The sequence below is a fragment of the Bradyrhizobium cedriense genome, from assembly GCF_054602315.1.
Genome location: NZ_JBTSWB010000003.1, coordinates 423,903 through 437,986, shown reverse-complemented (window position 1 = coordinate 437,986; position 14,084 = coordinate 423,903). Strand labels below are relative to the sequence as shown.

16 protein-coding genes are annotated in these 14,084 nt (G+C 64.0%); 9 read left to right on the top strand and 7 right to left on the bottom strand.

The window, feature by feature from the left end; all coding sequences use genetic code 11:
* Positions 1 to 48 precede the first annotated feature (48 nt).
* Positions 49 to 591: a CDP-alcohol phosphatidyltransferase family protein gene (locus ACYCVF_RS13770; RefSeq protein WP_459596042.1), complete on the bottom strand. Its 543-nt coding sequence runs from the start codon at positions 589 to 591 to the stop codon at positions 49 to 51.
* 156 nt (positions 592 to 747) lie between these two features.
* Between ACYCVF_RS13770 and purM the strand changes: the two genes are divergently transcribed.
* Positions 748 to 1,821 carry a phosphoribosylformylglycinamidine cyclo-ligase gene (purM, locus tag ACYCVF_RS13765; protein WP_459596041.1) on the top strand — a complete coding sequence of 358 codons (1,074 nt, stop codon included), beginning with the start codon at positions 748 to 750 and terminating at the stop codon, positions 1,819 to 1,821.
* On the top strand, positions 1,821 to 2,474 hold the full coding sequence (gene purN, locus ACYCVF_RS13760) for a phosphoribosylglycinamide formyltransferase (protein ID WP_459596040.1): 654 nt from the start codon (positions 1,821 to 1,823) through the stop codon (positions 2,472 to 2,474). The genes purM and purN overlap by 1 nt, the downstream gene beginning before the upstream one ends.
* Positions 2,475 to 2,568: 94 nt before the next feature.
* On the opposite strand, the gene ACYCVF_RS13755 is transcribed toward purN, so the two are convergent.
* A complete protein-coding gene (locus ACYCVF_RS13755; RefSeq protein WP_459596039.1) occupies positions 2,569 to 2,775 on the bottom strand; it encodes a cold-shock protein in 207 nt (68 codons plus the stop codon).
* Positions 2,776 to 2,990: 215 nt separating this feature from the next.
* Complete coding sequence (locus tag ACYCVF_RS13750; protein ID WP_459596497.1) at positions 2,991 to 3,371, bottom strand: hypothetical protein; 381 nt, start codon at positions 3,369 to 3,371, stop codon at positions 2,991 to 2,993.
* Between ACYCVF_RS13750 and ACYCVF_RS13745 the strand changes: the two genes are divergently transcribed.
* Positions 3,340 to 4,290, top strand: a complete 951-nt coding sequence (locus ACYCVF_RS13745) for an autotransporter outer membrane beta-barrel domain-containing protein (RefSeq protein WP_459596468.1) — start codon at positions 3,340 to 3,342, stop codon at positions 4,288 to 4,290. The two genes, ACYCVF_RS13750 and ACYCVF_RS13745, sit on opposite strands and share 32 nt — an antisense overlap.
* Positions 4,291 to 4,308: 18 nt before the next feature.
* On the opposite strand, the gene ACYCVF_RS13740 is transcribed toward ACYCVF_RS13745, so the two are convergent.
* Positions 4,309 to 5,349 (bottom strand): LysR family transcriptional regulator, encoded by a 1,041-nt coding sequence (locus ACYCVF_RS13740; RefSeq protein WP_459596038.1) that lies wholly within the window; start codon positions 5,347 to 5,349, stop codon positions 4,309 to 4,311.
* 71 nt (positions 5,350 to 5,420) lie between these two features.
* On the opposite strand from ACYCVF_RS13740, the gene ACYCVF_RS13735 reads away from it, so the two are divergent.
* The 5 genes from ACYCVF_RS13735 (at position 5,421) to ACYCVF_RS13715 (ending at position 9,047) form a co-directional block, all read left to right on the top strand.
* A complete protein-coding gene (locus ACYCVF_RS13735; RefSeq protein ID WP_459596037.1) occupies positions 5,421 to 6,038 on the top strand; it encodes a hypothetical protein in 618 nt (205 codons plus the stop codon).
* Complete coding sequence (locus ACYCVF_RS13730) at positions 6,025 to 6,645, top strand: GNAT family N-acetyltransferase (RefSeq protein WP_459596036.1); 621 nt, start codon at positions 6,025 to 6,027, stop codon at positions 6,643 to 6,645. Before ACYCVF_RS13735 ends, ACYCVF_RS13730 begins: the two co-directional genes overlap by 14 nt.
* Before the next feature lie 25 nt (positions 6,646 to 6,670).
* On the top strand, positions 6,671 to 7,234 hold the full coding sequence (locus ACYCVF_RS13725) for an isochorismatase family protein (RefSeq protein ID WP_459596035.1): 564 nt from the start codon (positions 6,671 to 6,673) through the stop codon (positions 7,232 to 7,234).
* A gap of 30 nt (positions 7,235 to 7,264) precedes the next feature.
* Positions 7,265 to 7,435, top strand: coding sequence for a hypothetical protein (locus ACYCVF_RS13720; protein WP_459596034.1), 171 nt, complete (start codon positions 7,265 to 7,267; stop codon positions 7,433 to 7,435).
* A 229-nt stretch (positions 7,436 to 7,664) separates the two neighbouring features.
* Positions 7,665 to 9,047 (top strand): aspartate aminotransferase family protein, encoded by a 1,383-nt coding sequence (locus ACYCVF_RS13715; RefSeq protein ID WP_459596033.1) that lies wholly within the window; start codon positions 7,665 to 7,667, stop codon positions 9,045 to 9,047.
* A gap of 126 nt (positions 9,048 to 9,173) precedes the next feature.
* On the opposite strand, the gene rnd is transcribed toward ACYCVF_RS13715, so the two are convergent.
* Together rnd and ACYCVF_RS13705 are read right to left on the bottom strand one after the other, a co-directional pair.
* The gene (rnd, locus tag ACYCVF_RS13710) at positions 9,174 to 10,322 is read right to left on the bottom strand and encodes a ribonuclease D (protein ID WP_459596032.1); all 1,149 of its coding nucleotides are present in this window, start codon (positions 10,320 to 10,322) and stop codon (positions 9,174 to 9,176) included.
* Positions 10,323 to 10,674: 352 nt separating this feature from the next.
* Positions 10,675 to 11,574: a LysR family transcriptional regulator gene (locus tag ACYCVF_RS13705; protein ID WP_459596031.1), complete on the bottom strand. Its 900-nt coding sequence runs from the start codon at positions 11,572 to 11,574 to the stop codon at positions 10,675 to 10,677.
* A 103-nt stretch (positions 11,575 to 11,677) separates the two neighbouring features.
* Here ACYCVF_RS13705 and ACYCVF_RS13700 point away from each other — a divergent pair, with 103 nt between their 5' ends.
* Positions 11,678 to 12,667, top strand: coding sequence for a zinc-dependent alcohol dehydrogenase family protein (locus tag ACYCVF_RS13700; protein ID WP_459596030.1), 990 nt, complete (start codon positions 11,678 to 11,680; stop codon positions 12,665 to 12,667).
* 75 nt (positions 12,668 to 12,742) lie between these two features.
* Here the strand turns inward: ACYCVF_RS13700 and ACYCVF_RS13695 are convergent, their stop codons facing one another.
* Positions 12,743 to 14,074, bottom strand: a complete 1,332-nt coding sequence (locus ACYCVF_RS13695; RefSeq protein WP_459596029.1) for an ABC transporter substrate-binding protein — start codon at positions 14,072 to 14,074, stop codon at positions 12,743 to 12,745.
* Positions 14,075 to 14,084 lie beyond the last annotated feature (10 nt).

The following is a 14,084-nucleotide window of genomic DNA, read 5'->3' as shown; positions in this document are numbered from 1 at the left end:
TTCGACCTGATGATGCGGGACTTGGCCTCTTGCAGGCCGCATCCTGGCTCATTTGGCCTCGATCGTGCTCATGTGCCGCAGCCACTCGACGAGATAGAGCGACACGGAGGAGAGCGTGAAGAGCGTGACGAGGCCCATCAGGATGATATCATAAGGTGCCGGCTTGAAGCCGAAGGCAAGCGCCGCCAGCACCAGCGCCGCGAACGCCACCTGTACCACAGTATTGAGCTTGGACACCTTGGACGGCTTCATCTCGACCGGCCGATCGAACAGCCAGGATACCATCACGGCGGCGACGATCATGATGTCGCGCGAGACCACCAGGATCACAATCCAGCGCGGAATTGCGCCCCAGATGCCGAGCGCCATGTAGATCGAAACCAGTAGCGCCTTGTCTGCGAGCGGATCGAGCAGGGCCCCGAGTTCGCTCGTCATGTTGAAGCGCTTGGCCAAAAAGCCGTCCACGGCATCGCTGATGCCGGCGATCAGGAAGACGGCGAACGCCACCTCCATTTGGCTCGACACGATGGCCCAGACGATGATCGGGACCAGCATGATGCGGCCCAGAGTAATGATGTTCGGAATACTCACGAAAGCGCTTCCCGGCACCCGGTCTGACCTCGAATCCGGCCCCCTCGGGAGGCTGAACCGGTTGATATCTACATAGTATAGGGAGGAGCGCCATGCGAGCCATTGCGCGTCCCCGGAATTCGACGTAACCAGCCGCAAACCCACTGGAAATCGGGCATGACCGACCGCAAAAACGGCCTCACTTACGCCGATTCAGGCGTCGATATCGACGCGGGCAACCGCCTGGTCGACCTGATCAAGCCGATGGTGCGTGCCACCGCGCGGCCGGGTGCCGACGCCGAGATCGGCGGCTTCGGCGGCCTTTTCGACCTCAAGGCGGCCGGCTTCAAGGACCCTATACTCGTAGCCGCAACCGACGGAGTCGGCACCAAGGTCAAGATCGCGATCGAGACCGGCCTGCATGGCGGCATCGGCATCGACCTCGTCGCCATGAGCGTCAACGACCTCGTGGTGCAGGGCGCAGAGCCGCTGTTTTTCCTGGATTATTTCGCCTGCGGCAAGCTTGATCCGGAGGCCACGGCCTCGATCGTCGCCGGCGTTGCGGAGGGCTGCCGCGAATCCGGCTGCGCCCTGATCGGCGGGGAGACCGCCGAGATGCCAGGCCTCTACAAAGACGGCGACTACGACCTCGGCGGCTTTGCCGTCGGTGCCGCCGAGCGCGGTACTCTGTTGCCGCGCAACGACATCGCTGCGGGCGATGCCGTGATCGGTCTGGCCTCGTCGGGCGTGCATTCCAACGGCTTTTCGCTGGTGCGCAAGATCGTGGAACAATCCGGCCTCGGCTTCGGGGCGCAAGCGCCGTTCGCACCGGTGATGACGCTCGGCGGTGCGCTGCTGACGCCGACGCGGCTCTACGTCAAATCCTGCCTGCGCGCGATCCGCGAGACCGGCGCGGTGAAGGGGCTCGCCCACATCACCGGCGGCGGCTTCACCGATAACATCCCGCGCGTGCTGCCAAAGCACCTCGGCGTCGGCATTGACCTCGCACGCTTGCCGGTCCTGCCGGTGTTCAAATGGCTGGCCGCGCAGGCCGGCATCGCCGAGCTGGAAATGCTCCGCACCTTCAATTGCGGCATCGGGATGATCGCCATCGTCGAGCCCGACAAGGTCGACAAGGTCGTCGAGGTCTTCACCGATGCCGGCGAGACCGTGGCGCAGCTCGGCACCGTGATCCCTGCCGAGGGCGAGCACCGCGTCGTCTATAACGGCCATCTCGATCTGGCGCTGTGATGAAGCGCCGCGTCGCCATCCTGATCTCCGGGCGCGGCTCCAACATGGCCGCGCTGATCAGGGCAGCAAGCACGCCGGATTTTCCGGCAGAGATCTCGCTCGTCATCTCGAACAAGCCCGATGCGCCCGGACTCGAGAAGGCGAGGGCGAGCGGCGTGAAGACCGAGGTGATCGAGAGCAAGTCGTTCGGCAAGGACCGCGCCGGTTTCGAGAAGGTGCTGCAGGCAGCGCTCGACCGGCACGGCATCGAGCTGATTTGTCTGGGCGGCTTCATGCGCCTGTTCACGGCGGAATTCACCAAGGCCTGGTACGGGCGGATGCTCAATATCCACCCCTCGTTGCTGCCGTCCTTCCCCGGCCTCGACCCGCACGGACAGGCCCTGCGCGCAGGCGTCAAGCTGTCGGGCGCGACGGTGCACTTCGTGATTCCCGAGACCGATGCCGGTCCGATCGTGATGCAGGGCGCTGTGCCCGTCAGCGACCACGATACGGGGGATACGCTGTCGGAGCGTATCCTCGAAGTCGAGCATCGCATCTATCCCGAGGCGCTGCGGCTGCTCGCGACCGGCAAGGTCCGGATCGAAGGTGATGTCTGCAGGACGACGGGGAGCGGCCCGTCGGAGAATTTCCTGGTGTCGCCGGTGGTGAGCTGACGCGACAATCCCGCGGCGCTTGCCTAATAACAAAATCCCCCGGCCAGAGCCGGGGGCGGTGTCATGATCTCTCGCTTGTCAGGCTCGAGAGAAATCAGGTGACCTTGAGGTTCTCCGCGGATGATTTGCCGCGGTTCTCCACGAGGTCGAATTCAACCACCTGGTTTTCGTTGAGGGTGGAGAGTCCGGCACGCTCGACGGCGGAGATATGGACGAACACGTCCTTGTCGCTGCCGTTCGGCTTGATGAACCCATAGCCCTTGGTCGGGTTGAACCATTTGACCGTGCCCTTTTGCGGCATCGCTTAGTCTCCTCCACTAGATAAAAAAGGACGCGGCCGCTCTTCGCGTGCCACGCCACAAACGGGCTTCCGGAAGTCTGTTCGAGTCTTGAATCTCAATGTCGCGAAACGCACAGTCGAGCGGCCAATTCCGATTGTGCCCGATATTGCAACATGAAAATCGCCCGCTAGCAAGCTGTGCGTAAATTTCAAGCCCGACGCAGGCGTGTCCGGCTTCAATTTGCGACCTGTTGCAGCGGAACCACAATCGAGCAATCACCGGTGCCTCGGCGCTCCAGCCGATTGACGCTCCGTGGCAGTTCGGCCCAAATCGCCACCTGCGCCGCGAGTTCGTGTTGTTTTTGCGCGTCGCCCTTTGCTTCGGGATTTCTCGTCATGCGCTGCACCGCGCAGCCACCAGGGACACGGCAGACGATCGGGCTGAACCGCGTCCGTCGGGTCGCGGCAGCGGTCGCGATGGCCGTTGCGCTCATCGTTGCGCTGTCGGCGGCGACGCCCGTCCTTGCACAAAGCCCGACGCCTACGCCGACCCCGACACCCACGCCCTCGCCAACCCCGGTCCCGATGCCGAGCTCGACCGGAAGCAGCATGCTCAATCTCGGCTCCGGTTTCCTGGAACGGCTGGGCAATCAGGCCTCGAACGGTTTCGCTCGGGCGTTCCGGACCAATCCCGGCGGCGGCGGCGCGGCGGCGAGCACGGAGGATCCGCGCTATCGCACCTGGTTCGAGGGCTACGGCATCTCGGTTCGGACCGACGCGCAAGGAGACTTCGTCGGCGACATGCGCAAGACCTTGGGCGGCGTCGCCGGCTTTGGCGCGCGTGTGGCGCCAGGCGTCAATCTCGGCTTCTCCGTCGATCAGAGCCACACCGACATCGACGTGCCGCTGGCGCTGCAGTCCGCAACGCTCGACCTCACCCAGCTTGGCTTCAGCGGCTCGGTCGACAAGGGCCCGTGGACGTGGGCCTTTGCGGTGGTGCACGGCTTCGGAAAGGTTCGGTCCAGCCGCGACACCGGCCTTGGCGCTGCGACCGCGGCCTATCGCGCCGCGGTCGACGGCGCGCTGACCGAAATCAGTTACTACTGGACCAAGGACCAGATGCGCATCGTGCCCAAGGGCGCGCTGGAATATGTGCGCGCCACCAGCGCGACGTTCCAGGAAGCCGGCGGTCTTGATCCGCTCAACGTCGGCTCGACGGCGGTCTCGCGCGCGCGTCTCATGGTCGGGGCCGAGATCGGCCGTTACTTCATCATCGAGCAGAAGGTTTTGGATCTGTCGGCGTATGGCAAGTTCGTCGACAATTTCCACCAGGATCTGGGATCCATTCAGGTCAGCCTGGGCGCCCAAAGCATCGTGGTCCCCGGTATCGGGGAGAGCCGCTATGGCGTGGATGCGGGTGCCTCGGCTTCGCTCAGCCTGACCAACGTGGCACGACTCTACATCAATTACGACGGCAAGTTCCGCAACGAGCTCACCTCGCACCAGGGCATGGCCGGCTTCGAATACAAATGGTGAGCTGAAGCTCGCCCGCGCTCAAGCCGGCGTTGCCGCGACATAGCCCGTCAATCCAAATCCCTCGCGCGCGGCCGTCATCATCGGTACCAGCGCGTTCGGATGGATGAACTCGTCGCGGAAGCAGGGATAGGTTCTGGCATCGAAGATCTTCTTCAGCCAGTCGACGACGATCTTGTGACGCTCGGAGGTGCGGAACTCCTTGTGATAGGTGAGCCAGAGATCTGCGTGATGGCTGACGCCGAGATCGACGGCAACGAGCGGCGCACCGAGCGCGATCGACACGGTCGGCAGGAAGCCGATGCCGGCGCCGCGCTCCACCGCATAGAGCACGCCGACCGAGGAATTGGTCTTGATGCCGACGATGCCCTCGAGCGACTTCAGCCCGAGCACGCGGGCATAGGCGCCGTCATCGACCTGCGGCGCGCTCTGCTTGACGATGCGGTGGTTCTTCAATTCGGCGAGCGTTGCCGGCACGCCGTAGAGTCTTTCGTATTCCTTGGAAGCGAAGGGATAGATGTGGAGGCGGCCGAGCTTGGCGACGATCAGATCGGGATTGGTCGGCGGCTCGAGCTGGATGGCGATGTCCGATTCAAGCCGGGCCACGTCGGCCTGCTCCATCGCACAGCGCAGGTCGACCGTGATCTTGCGGTAGGTCTTCTGGAAATCGATCAGTCGCGGCAGGATCCAGAAATTGCCGGGGCCTTCCGTCACGGCGACGCGCACGGTGCCCGAGGTGTCGTTCGACGAGCGCGAGGCGCGGCGGAAGATGTTGAAGGCATGACGTTCCATAAGCGCAACGTCGGCGATCATGGCCGTGCCTTCATCGCTGAGCGTGAGTCCGCTCTGGTCGCGCAGGAACAGCTTGCACCCGATGCTCTCTTCGAGCCGGTCGATGCGGCGCATCAGGGTGGTGGATGTGAGTCCGAGCTCTTCGGCGGCATTACGAAAACTTTTATACTTTGCGCACGCTAAAAACAGCTTCAAATCGTCCCAGGACGCATCCAGGGCTTCTTCACGGTGCTGCATCATCGCAGCACCCCGGTGCAATAACTGCTGCATACTCCTGATCCCCAGCCGCTAAGCTCATCGTCATAGCGGGGCACGAAAGCCTCGAACGATAGAGGCGTGACATGAGTATGGAAAGGGGCTCGTTTGCCGCAAGGCATGATTTCGATGCCTTGCCGCTGAGCCCGGACGTCGACGTCCGCTGTGCGCAATTCTCCGAAATCGAGGCGCTTTCGGATATGGCGCATCAACTGGTTCCGGGCGTACAGATCGGCACAGCGGAGCTTGCGCGATACTTCACTCTCGACCCTCAAAGTATTCTCACCTTCAGCCGGAAGGGCAAGCTCGTCGGCGGCATGGCGCTCCTGTTTCTCAACGACCGCGGACACGATGCGCTGCTGCTCGACGAGATCCGTCTCACCGCGCCCGAGACGTGCTATCTCGCATCGGCGAACGAAGACGTCGCTGCCATCTACATCTGGGCGATCGCGGCGACGGGCCGCGGCGTCGCCGGTCTCGGCAAGGCCGCGGCTCACCTGCGCCAGATAAGGTTTCGCGGCGCCGATTGCTATGCGCAGCCGTCAACGGTGGCCGGACGCGAGATCATGAAGGCGACAGGCTTTGCGCCTGTCCCGAGCTTCCAACCCGAACTGTGGTGTTACGAGCGCCCCTGGCATCGGCAGCCGATGCGCATGCCGGGTGCGATCGTCCAAGCAAGGAGTTTTGCAGATGCACGGTACTAGGATTCCTCTCGCCAAGCCCTGTTCCCGCGCCATCACCATCCGCCTCGCGCGCGATCCGAGCGATCTCATGCTGGTGACCGCCATCCGCTCGGCGGTCTATCTCGCCGAGCAGGATTGTCCGTTCGAGGAGGAGTTCGACGGCAACGACATGGTCGCGGCGCATTTCATCGGCTTCGTCGGCAACGAGCCTGCGGGCTGTCTGCGAGTGCGCTTTTTCGGCGATTTCGCCAAGGTGGAGCGGCTGGCGGTGCGTCACCAACATCGGCGCTCGCGCATCTCGTTCAAGCTGGTGCAGGCCAGCGTCGACTATGTGAAGCGCAAGGGCTTTCGCAAGATCTACGGTCAGGCGCAGGACCGGCTGGTCGATTTCTGGGCCCATTTCGGCGCCAAGCCGCTCGGTCACAGCCGCAAGATCACCTTCTCGGATTTTTCCTATACGGAAATGCTGCTGGAGATCGAGCCGGGCCCGGATGCCATCACGCTGGACAGCGATCCCTATGTGATCATCCGCCCCGAGGGCGATTGGGACCGGCCTGGCGTCCTCGATGCCTCGGCGGGGCGGGCGGTCACATCGCCGCTACGGGACCTCGCACTCGCCGATCGCTGAAACAGATGCAACAGCGCGCAACAAGATGCCGGCTTCCATCCATGATGATCCGCCGATCCTGGTCTGTGCGGATCTCCAGGTCGAATATCTGACCCCTGGCCGTCGCCACGTCATCCTGGAGGGCGATGCGGCGACGGCGCGCTGCCTGGAACTCCTGACGCTGTGGCGCGGTAACCTGTGGCCGGTGATGCATCTGAAGCGCATCGCGCAGGCGGCCTGGTTCAATCCGGCATCCAGGCTGACCGATTGGATCGCCCAGACCAGGCCGCGTCCGGGAGAGATGACGTTCGAGCATCCGCTGCCGTCCGCCTACAGCTCGTCGCGGTTCGTGGACCACATGTCCAGTATCCGGACGACGCGCTGCATTCTGATCGGATTCTCTCTGGACGAGACCATCCTGGCCACCGCCATCGACGGGTTTCACCGCAGCCATCGGTACCAGGTGGTCGCTGACGCCGTGGCTTGCCGGCAGCCGGGCACGGACGACGCCGCTGCCTACCGGCGTGCGGTAGTGAATGTCATCGGGAATTTTGCTACGATCCAGTCCAGCGCCGAACTGATCAGAACCAGCGGCGCTGTTGCGGTGTAGGCGGCCGCAACCGGCGGATGGGGTGAGAAATTGTCACGGGGAGACGAGCTCGAGGAGCTGGCCAGCGATCTGTCGCGTGCCGCCGAGAGGGCGCGCCGGCTTGGCCTGGCCACCACAGTCTATTTGCTCTCGATGGCGCTGGTGGAGGTGAGGGAGGCCGTTGCCGCCGCCGGCGATGGGGACGACGACCGCGCGCCGTGAGAGCTGGCCGAGCGCGGTCCCGGCAGGTGCGCTCCTGGCATGTGCGCTCCTGGCATGTGCGTTCGTGGCACGCGCGCTCCTGGTCGTGCGGCTTTGTGCATTGCAGCTGAGCGCTTGCTGCCGACGAATTGGCGTTGCAAGTTCTGCGCTGTCGCAATAGCCAAGGTACTTGCCATCGAGTGATGACGCCGGCTCTGCCTGCGACGTGACGCTTTCAAGGATCTCGCAAATGTCCATGCTGCCCAATTCGCAAGAGGCCCGGGATGTGGCCTATCAGCTCCATTCGTACACCAATGCGCGTGCCCACCAGCAGGCCGGTCCGCTGGTGATCGAGCGTGGCGAGGGGCCTTACGTGTTCGACGCATCGGGCAAGCGCTATTTCGAGGCGATGGCAGGCCTGTGGAGTGTCGGACTCGGCTTCAACGAGAAGCGGCTGGTCGAGGCCGCGCACAAGCAGATGCTGGCGCTGCCATTCTACCACACCTTCTCCGCCAAATCGCACGGACCCTCGATCGACCTTGCCGAGAAGCTGGTCGCGCTCGCGCCTGTGCCGATGAGCAAGGTGTTCTTCACCAATTCCGGCTCGGAAGCCAACGACACCGTGTTGAAGCTGATCGCCTATCGTTCGAATTCGCTCGGCCAGCCGCAGCGCAAGAAGATCATCAGCCGCATGCGCGGCTATCACGGCGTCACAATTGCATCCGCCAGCCTGACGGGCCTGCCGAACAACCACCGCTCGTTCGACCTGCCGCTGCCGAACATCCTGCACACGGGGTCGCCGCATTTCTACAAGGACGGTGCGCCCGGCGAGAGCGAGGAGGCCTTCGCGACGCGGCGGGCCGAGGAGCTCGATGCGCTGATCCAGAAGGAGGGGCCTGAGACGATCGCGGCCTTCTTCGGCGAGCCCGTGATGGGCGCGGGCGGCGTCGTCGTGCCGCCGGCGACTTATTGGGAGAAGATTCAGGCGGTCTTGAAGAAGTACGACATCCTGCTGGTCGCCGACGAGGTGATCTGCGGCTTCGGCCGCACCGGCAGGATGTTCGGCTGCGAGACCTACGGCATCAAGCCGGACGTGATGGTCGTCTCCAAGCAGATCACGTCGAGCTATTTCCCGCTGTCGGCGATCATCATGAACGACCGCATGTTCGAGCCGATCGCGGACGAGAGCAACAAGATCGGCGTGCTCGGCCACGGTTTCACCGCGGGCGGCCATCCGGTCGGCTCGGCGATTGCGCTGGAAAATTTGAAGATCATCGAGGAGCGTGGCCTGGTCGCGCATGCCGCCGAGCTCGGTGCCTACATGCAGGGCAAGCTGCGCGAGCTCGCCAGCCATCCGCTGGTCGGCGAGGTCCGCGGCGTCGGCATGATCGCGGCCCTAGAACTCGTGCTCGACAAGGGCCGCAAAACCGCAGCGGCGACACCGGGCGCGGTCGGCGGCATCGCCAGCCGCATGCTCCAGGAGCGCGGCGTGATCTCGCGCAACATGCTGGATGCCATCGCCATCTGCCCCCCGCTGATCGTCAACAAGGCCCAGATCGACGAACTGGTCGCCGCGATCTCGGGCGTGCTGAACGACATGAAGGGCGAAGTGGCGAAGCTGACGCCGGCGTAAGGCCTCGCTCTCTCCTCGTCATTGCGAGGAGCGAAGCGACGAACCAATCCAGATCGGCTCCGCGGAGGCAGATTGGATTGCTTTGCTTCGCTCGCAACAACGATGTGAAGGCAGCGAAGCTGTTCGCTAGGCCCGCTGCACCCCGATCACACGGCCTTTCTCGATCGCCAGCGCCAGCTCGCCGCGCTTCAGCTTCAGCGCGGCATCGCCGAACAGCTCGCGGCGCCAGCCGTGCAAGGCCGGCACGTCGGCGTCATCGTCTGCCGCGATCTCTTCGAGATCGTCGATGGTCGCGATCACCTTGCTCGCGACCGCATGGCGCTCGGCGGTCATCCGCAGCAGCACCTTCAACAGCTCGACGATGGCGGCGCCGTTGGAGTTGTTGCGTGGTTTTTCCAGCTTGGGGAGTTTCGAAAAGTCCCGCGCCAGTCCGCGCTCGACCGCGGCGACGATGTCCGCGCCCCATTTGGATTTCTCGAACCCTTTCGGCACCGAGCGTAGATGTGCGAGCTTCTCCAGCGTGGTCGGCGCGTGGGTCGCGATGTCCGTGATTGCGTCGTCGCGCAGTACGCGGCCGCGCGGCACGTCGCGGCTCTGCGCCTCCTGCTCGCGCCAGGCCGCGACCTCCATCAGCACCGCGAGGTCCTTGGGTTTGCGCACCCGCGTCTTTAGTCGCTCCCAGGCGCGCTCGGGGTGGAAGTCGTAGGTCCTGGGCGAGGTCAGGACTTCCATCTCGATGGAGACCCATTCGCTGCGGCGGCGCTTCTTGAGGTCGGCGTCGAGCGCTGCGAACACGTCGCGCAAATGGGTGACGTCGGACACGGCGTAATGCATCTGCTCCTTGGTCAGCGGGCGGCGCGACCAATCGGTGAAGCGGTGGGTCTTGTCCGGGCGGTGGCCGGTGACCTTCTCGACCAACGCGTCGTAGGCGATGCTGTCGCCGTAGCCGAGCACCATCGCGGCAACCTGGGTGTCGAACACCGGATGCGGGATGATGTTGGCCTGGTGCCAGATGATCTCGATGTCCTGGCGGGCAGCGTGAAACACCTTCAGCACACCCTCGTTGGCCATCAGCTCGAAGAACGGCTTGAGGTCGATGCCCTCGGCCAGGGTGTCGATGACCACGGCCTCCTCGGCGCTGGCCATCTGCACCACGCACAGCAGCGGGTAATAGGTGGTCTCGCGGAGGAACTCCGTATCGACGGTGATGACGGGATGCTTGGCCAGTCGGCTGCAGGCAGCCGTGAGGTCAGCGGTAGTGGTAATCAAATCCATGAACGGCCCATGACACTTGACATCAGCCGTTCTGCCGAAAGTGCTGTGATGTCAAGGGGCTCTAAGCGAATTCGAGCCTTGCTTTTGGGCCGGAAGCGCCTTTTTCCGACGAAAATCCTATTCGTAGCGGACCCGCTGCGAGGATTTTCGCGCACAGGGCAGCGCCACCACGAGCACGCACATGACGACCAGAGCCAGTCCCAGGAACTCGATAACCAACAAATCCACGGCGAAATCTCCAGAAACATTGATAGATTTGTCGGGCGTACGTTGAGGGTCTGTTAATTCTCGTGGTTACCGGCGGCGGGGCGGGCCGCATGGTGGACGGGGAGTTAATGGCGGCAAGCCACCGTCACGTCATCAGCTTCGGTAGAGCGACGGCCAATGTGTCTACGGCGCTGCGGACTTTTGGCGGCAGCCGGGGCGAACGTGGCCAGAGCGCGTGGCAGTCGTAGAGGAATTCAGGCTGGCCGCCGAAGAGCCGGACCAGAGCACCGGTGTCGAGACGTTCGCGAACGAGCCAGTAGGGCAGCCACGCGAGTCCCATGCCTTGCGCGGCGGCATCGGCGATGGCCTCGAGATCGTCGAGCCTCAGCCTGCCTGCGGGCAGGATCTCGCGCGGAGGCTCGCCTTGCTGCGGGAACAGCCACGGCCTGACGCGCCCTGAGCGACGATAGATGATCGCCTGATGTGCAGCGAGATCGTCGAGCGATTTTGGCTTGCCGTTCGTCCGCAAATACGAGCGCCCGGCGCACACCACCATCCGCTGGCTCGCGATGCGCCGCGCGATCAGACCGGACTGGTCGGCAAGATCGCCGGTCCGGATCGCAAGATCATAGCCGGCTTCGATGATGTCAGCGATCGGATCGCCGAAGGAAAGGTCGAGCTCGAGATGCGGATATTTCCGCGCGAGCTTCATCAGCAAGGGAGCGATGCAGTGCCGTCCCAGCAGGGACGGCATGGTCACGCGCAGCCTGCCGCGCGGCTCGGAGAGCTCGTCGGTGACGGCGGCGTCGGCAGCTTCCGCCTCGGCGAGGACCGCGCGGCAGCGCTCGTAATAGGCCTGGCCCGCTTCGGTCAGGCTCTGGCGCCGCGTGGTGCGGTTGAGCAGGCGGACGCCGAGGCGCTCTTCGAGAACGCGCACATGCTTGCCGACCATGGGCCCCGACATCTCCAGGGCGTCGGCTGCCGCCGCGAACGAGCCGAGATCGGCAGCCCTGACGAAAACAGCCATGCTGGTCAGGCGGTCCATGATTGAAAACTCCTGGTTTCGACTGTTTGCTTGGTTCGACGATTTATCCGCGTCCGCGGGATAGGCATAGCTCCATTCAGTTCAACTGTTTTGGAGTGTCTCCATGGTCCGCGCCGTTCGCTTTCATCGCCATGGTGGTCCCGAAGTGCTGCGCATCGAGACCGTCGATGTTCAGCCGCCGGCAACGGGCGAGGTGCAGATCAGGGTCAGAGCCCTCGGTCTCAACCGGGCCGAGGCCCTGTTGCGGAGGGGCACCTACATCGAGACCACGACATTTCCGTCGGGGCTGGGTCTGGAGGCGGCAGGCGTCGTCGAGGCGGTCGGGGATGACGTGACCAGCGTCGCGCCAGGTGATGCCGTGAGCATCGTCCCGCCGCTGTCGATGGTGCGATGGCCGGCTTATGCCGAGCTTGCGTCCTTTCCAGCCGAACTCGTCGTGAAGCATCCGCCCAAACTCGGCTTCGAGGCGGCGGCTTCAATATGGATGCAGTATCTGACGGCCTATGGCGCGCTGGTCGACATCGCCGGGCTTGGGCCAGGGGACGTCGTCGCCGTCACGGCGGCGTCGAGCAGTGTCGGGCTCGCGGCGATCCAGATTGCGAACCGGATCGGTGCCGTTCCGGTCGCCCTGACACGGACCTCCGTCAAGCGGCAAGCCTTGCACGATGCCGGCGCCGCTCAAATTGTCGTCTCGGACGAGGAGAACATCGGTGCGCGGCTGACGGAGATCGCCGGTTCAAAGGGCGTCCGCGTAGTATTTGACGCTGTCGGCGGTCCCGCATTCGAGCCATTGACCACGGCGATGTCGCCGGGCGGGGTCCTGATCGAGTATGGCGGCTTGAGCCCCGAACCGACGCCGTTCCCGCTCTTCAACGTGCTCGGCAAGAGCCTGACGCTGCGCGGCTACCTCGTGCACGAGATCATCTGCGATCCCGCGCGTCTTGCGAAGGCAAAGGCGTTCATTCTCGATGGGCTGTCGGACCGAACGTTGAAGCCGATCATTGCCAGGACGTTCCGGTTCGAGGAGATCGTCGAGGCGCATCGCTTTCTGGAGTCGAACACGCAGTTCGGCAAGATCGTGGTGACGATCTGAAATCGCGTCGCCCAGCGACGGCTTCGGCGCTCCACGCTGTGGAGCGCCGAAGTCGTATGCGCGTTGTCGGCGGCCCTACGGCAGCTTCAACGAGGTCTCTGCGTTGTACGGCTTCAGCGTCTCGTCGGCGGCCTTCTGGGCGGCGGCGAGGGCTTCCTTCGGCTGCTTCTTGCCGTTCAGGACCAGCATCACCTCGTCCTCGAGGTTCTTGCGGACCGGGACGGTCTTGTAGGTCGCAAACCAGGGCTTGGCGACGTCGAGCTGCTCGACGGCGGTCTTGGCGTCCGGGTTCTTGTTGAGGAATTCGACCATGTCGGGCGTCTTGTAGGCGGCCATATTGGGCGCGAAATAGCCGGTGGCGCGGCTCCACCAGGCGCTCTTCTCGGGCGAGGTCATCCACTTGATCAGCGTCCAGGCGGCCTTCTGCTTGTCGGCCTCGAGGCCGGCCGGCACGATCAGCGAGGCGCCGCCGATCGGCACGGCGTTGCGGACGTTGCGCGGAATGAAGGCAACCTTGTAGTTGAACTTGGCGTTGTCGCGCACGTAAGTGAGCGAGCCCGTCGACAGCATCATCATCGCGGCATTGCCGGAGATGAAGGAGGTGCTGACGGCCGGACCGGGCGTCGCGCCGGGCGCATGCACCTTGTGCTTATGGATGAGGTCGTTCCACCAGCTGAGCGCACCGAGCATCGAAGGCGTGTCGTAGTAGACCTCGCCGCCGAACTCCTCGTTGTAGTAGCGCCCGCCATTGCTCATGGTGAGCGTTTCCATCATCCAGCCGCAATAGTCGTAGGCGCAGGGGATCGCGATGCCCCATTGGGTCACCTTGTCGCCCTCGCGCTTGGTGAGCTTCTTGGCCCAGTCGGTGAGCTCGGCCCAGGTCTGCGGCGGCTTGCTCGGATCAAGGCCGGCTTCCTTGGCCTTGTCGGCGTTGATGTAGAGCAGCGGCGTCGAATTGTGGAACGGCACGCCGTAGACCGAGCGGTTGATCACGGCGTTGCCCTGCAGCGCCGGGAAGAACTGCCCCAGGAATTTCTCCTTGGTGCTGCCGTCGGCGGCGATCAGGCTGTCGAGATTGGTGAGTTCGTTCTCGATCTGCATGTCGAGCAGGAAGTTCGCCGACATGATCACGGCGGCCGGCGGCTTGCCGGCCTTGATCGCGGCGCGCGTCTTGATCAGCGTATCGTCATAGGAACCGGTGTAGACGGCGGTCGCCTTGACGTTCGGATGGGTCTCGTTGAACTCCTTGATCAACGTGCCCATGTCGCGGGCGAGCTTGCCGTCGACGGGGACGGGGAAGAACAGGTCGATCTCGGTCGGGCCTTCGGCCATCGCCGGGAAGGCGAGGGCGCCTGCCAAAGTGCCGGCCATGGCGAGGCCGAGCATGATCCTGCGGGAAAACAGCATCGGAAAATCT

Coding starts and splice junctions, on each gene's coding strand:
- ACYCVF_RS13740 (WP_459596038.1), bottom strand. CDS start 5,349: ATGCAGCAGTTATTGCACCGGGGTGCTGCGATGATGCAGCACCGTGAA.
- ACYCVF_RS13725 (WP_459596035.1), top strand. CDS start 6,671: ATGCCGGCTTCCATCCATGATGATCCGCCGATCCTGGTCTGTGCGGAT.
- ACYCVF_RS13715 (WP_459596033.1), top strand. CDS start 7,665: ATGTCCATGCTGCCCAATTCGCAAGAGGCCCGGGATGTGGCCTATCAG.
- ACYCVF_RS13735 (WP_459596037.1), top strand. CDS start 5,421: ATGAGTATGGAAAGGGGCTCGTTTGCCGCAAGGCATGATTTCGATGCC.
- purM (WP_459596041.1), top strand. CDS start 748: ATGACCGACCGCAAAAACGGCCTCACTTACGCCGATTCAGGCGTCGAT.
- purN (WP_459596040.1), top strand. CDS start 1,821: ATGAAGCGCCGCGTCGCCATCCTGATCTCCGGGCGCGGCTCCAACATG.
- ACYCVF_RS13705 (WP_459596031.1), bottom strand. CDS start 11,574: ATGGACCGCCTGACCAGCATGGCTGTTTTCGTCAGGGCTGCCGATCTC.
- ACYCVF_RS13730 (WP_459596036.1), top strand. CDS start 6,025: ATGCACGGTACTAGGATTCCTCTCGCCAAGCCCTGTTCCCGCGCCATC.
- ACYCVF_RS13745 (WP_459596468.1), top strand. CDS start 3,340: ATGCCGAGCTCGACCGGAAGCAGCATGCTCAATCTCGGCTCCGGTTTC.
- ACYCVF_RS13700 (WP_459596030.1), top strand. CDS start 11,678: ATGGTCCGCGCCGTTCGCTTTCATCGCCATGGTGGTCCCGAAGTGCTG.
- rnd (WP_459596032.1), bottom strand. CDS start 10,322: ATGGATTTGATTACCACTACCGCTGACCTCACGGCTGCCTGCAGCCGA.
- ACYCVF_RS13755 (WP_459596039.1), bottom strand. CDS start 2,775: ATGCCGCAAAAGGGCACGGTCAAATGGTTCAACCCGACCAAGGGCTAT.
- ACYCVF_RS13695 (WP_459596029.1), bottom strand. CDS start 14,074: ATGCTGTTTTCCCGCAGGATCATGCTCGGCCTCGCCATGGCCGGCACT.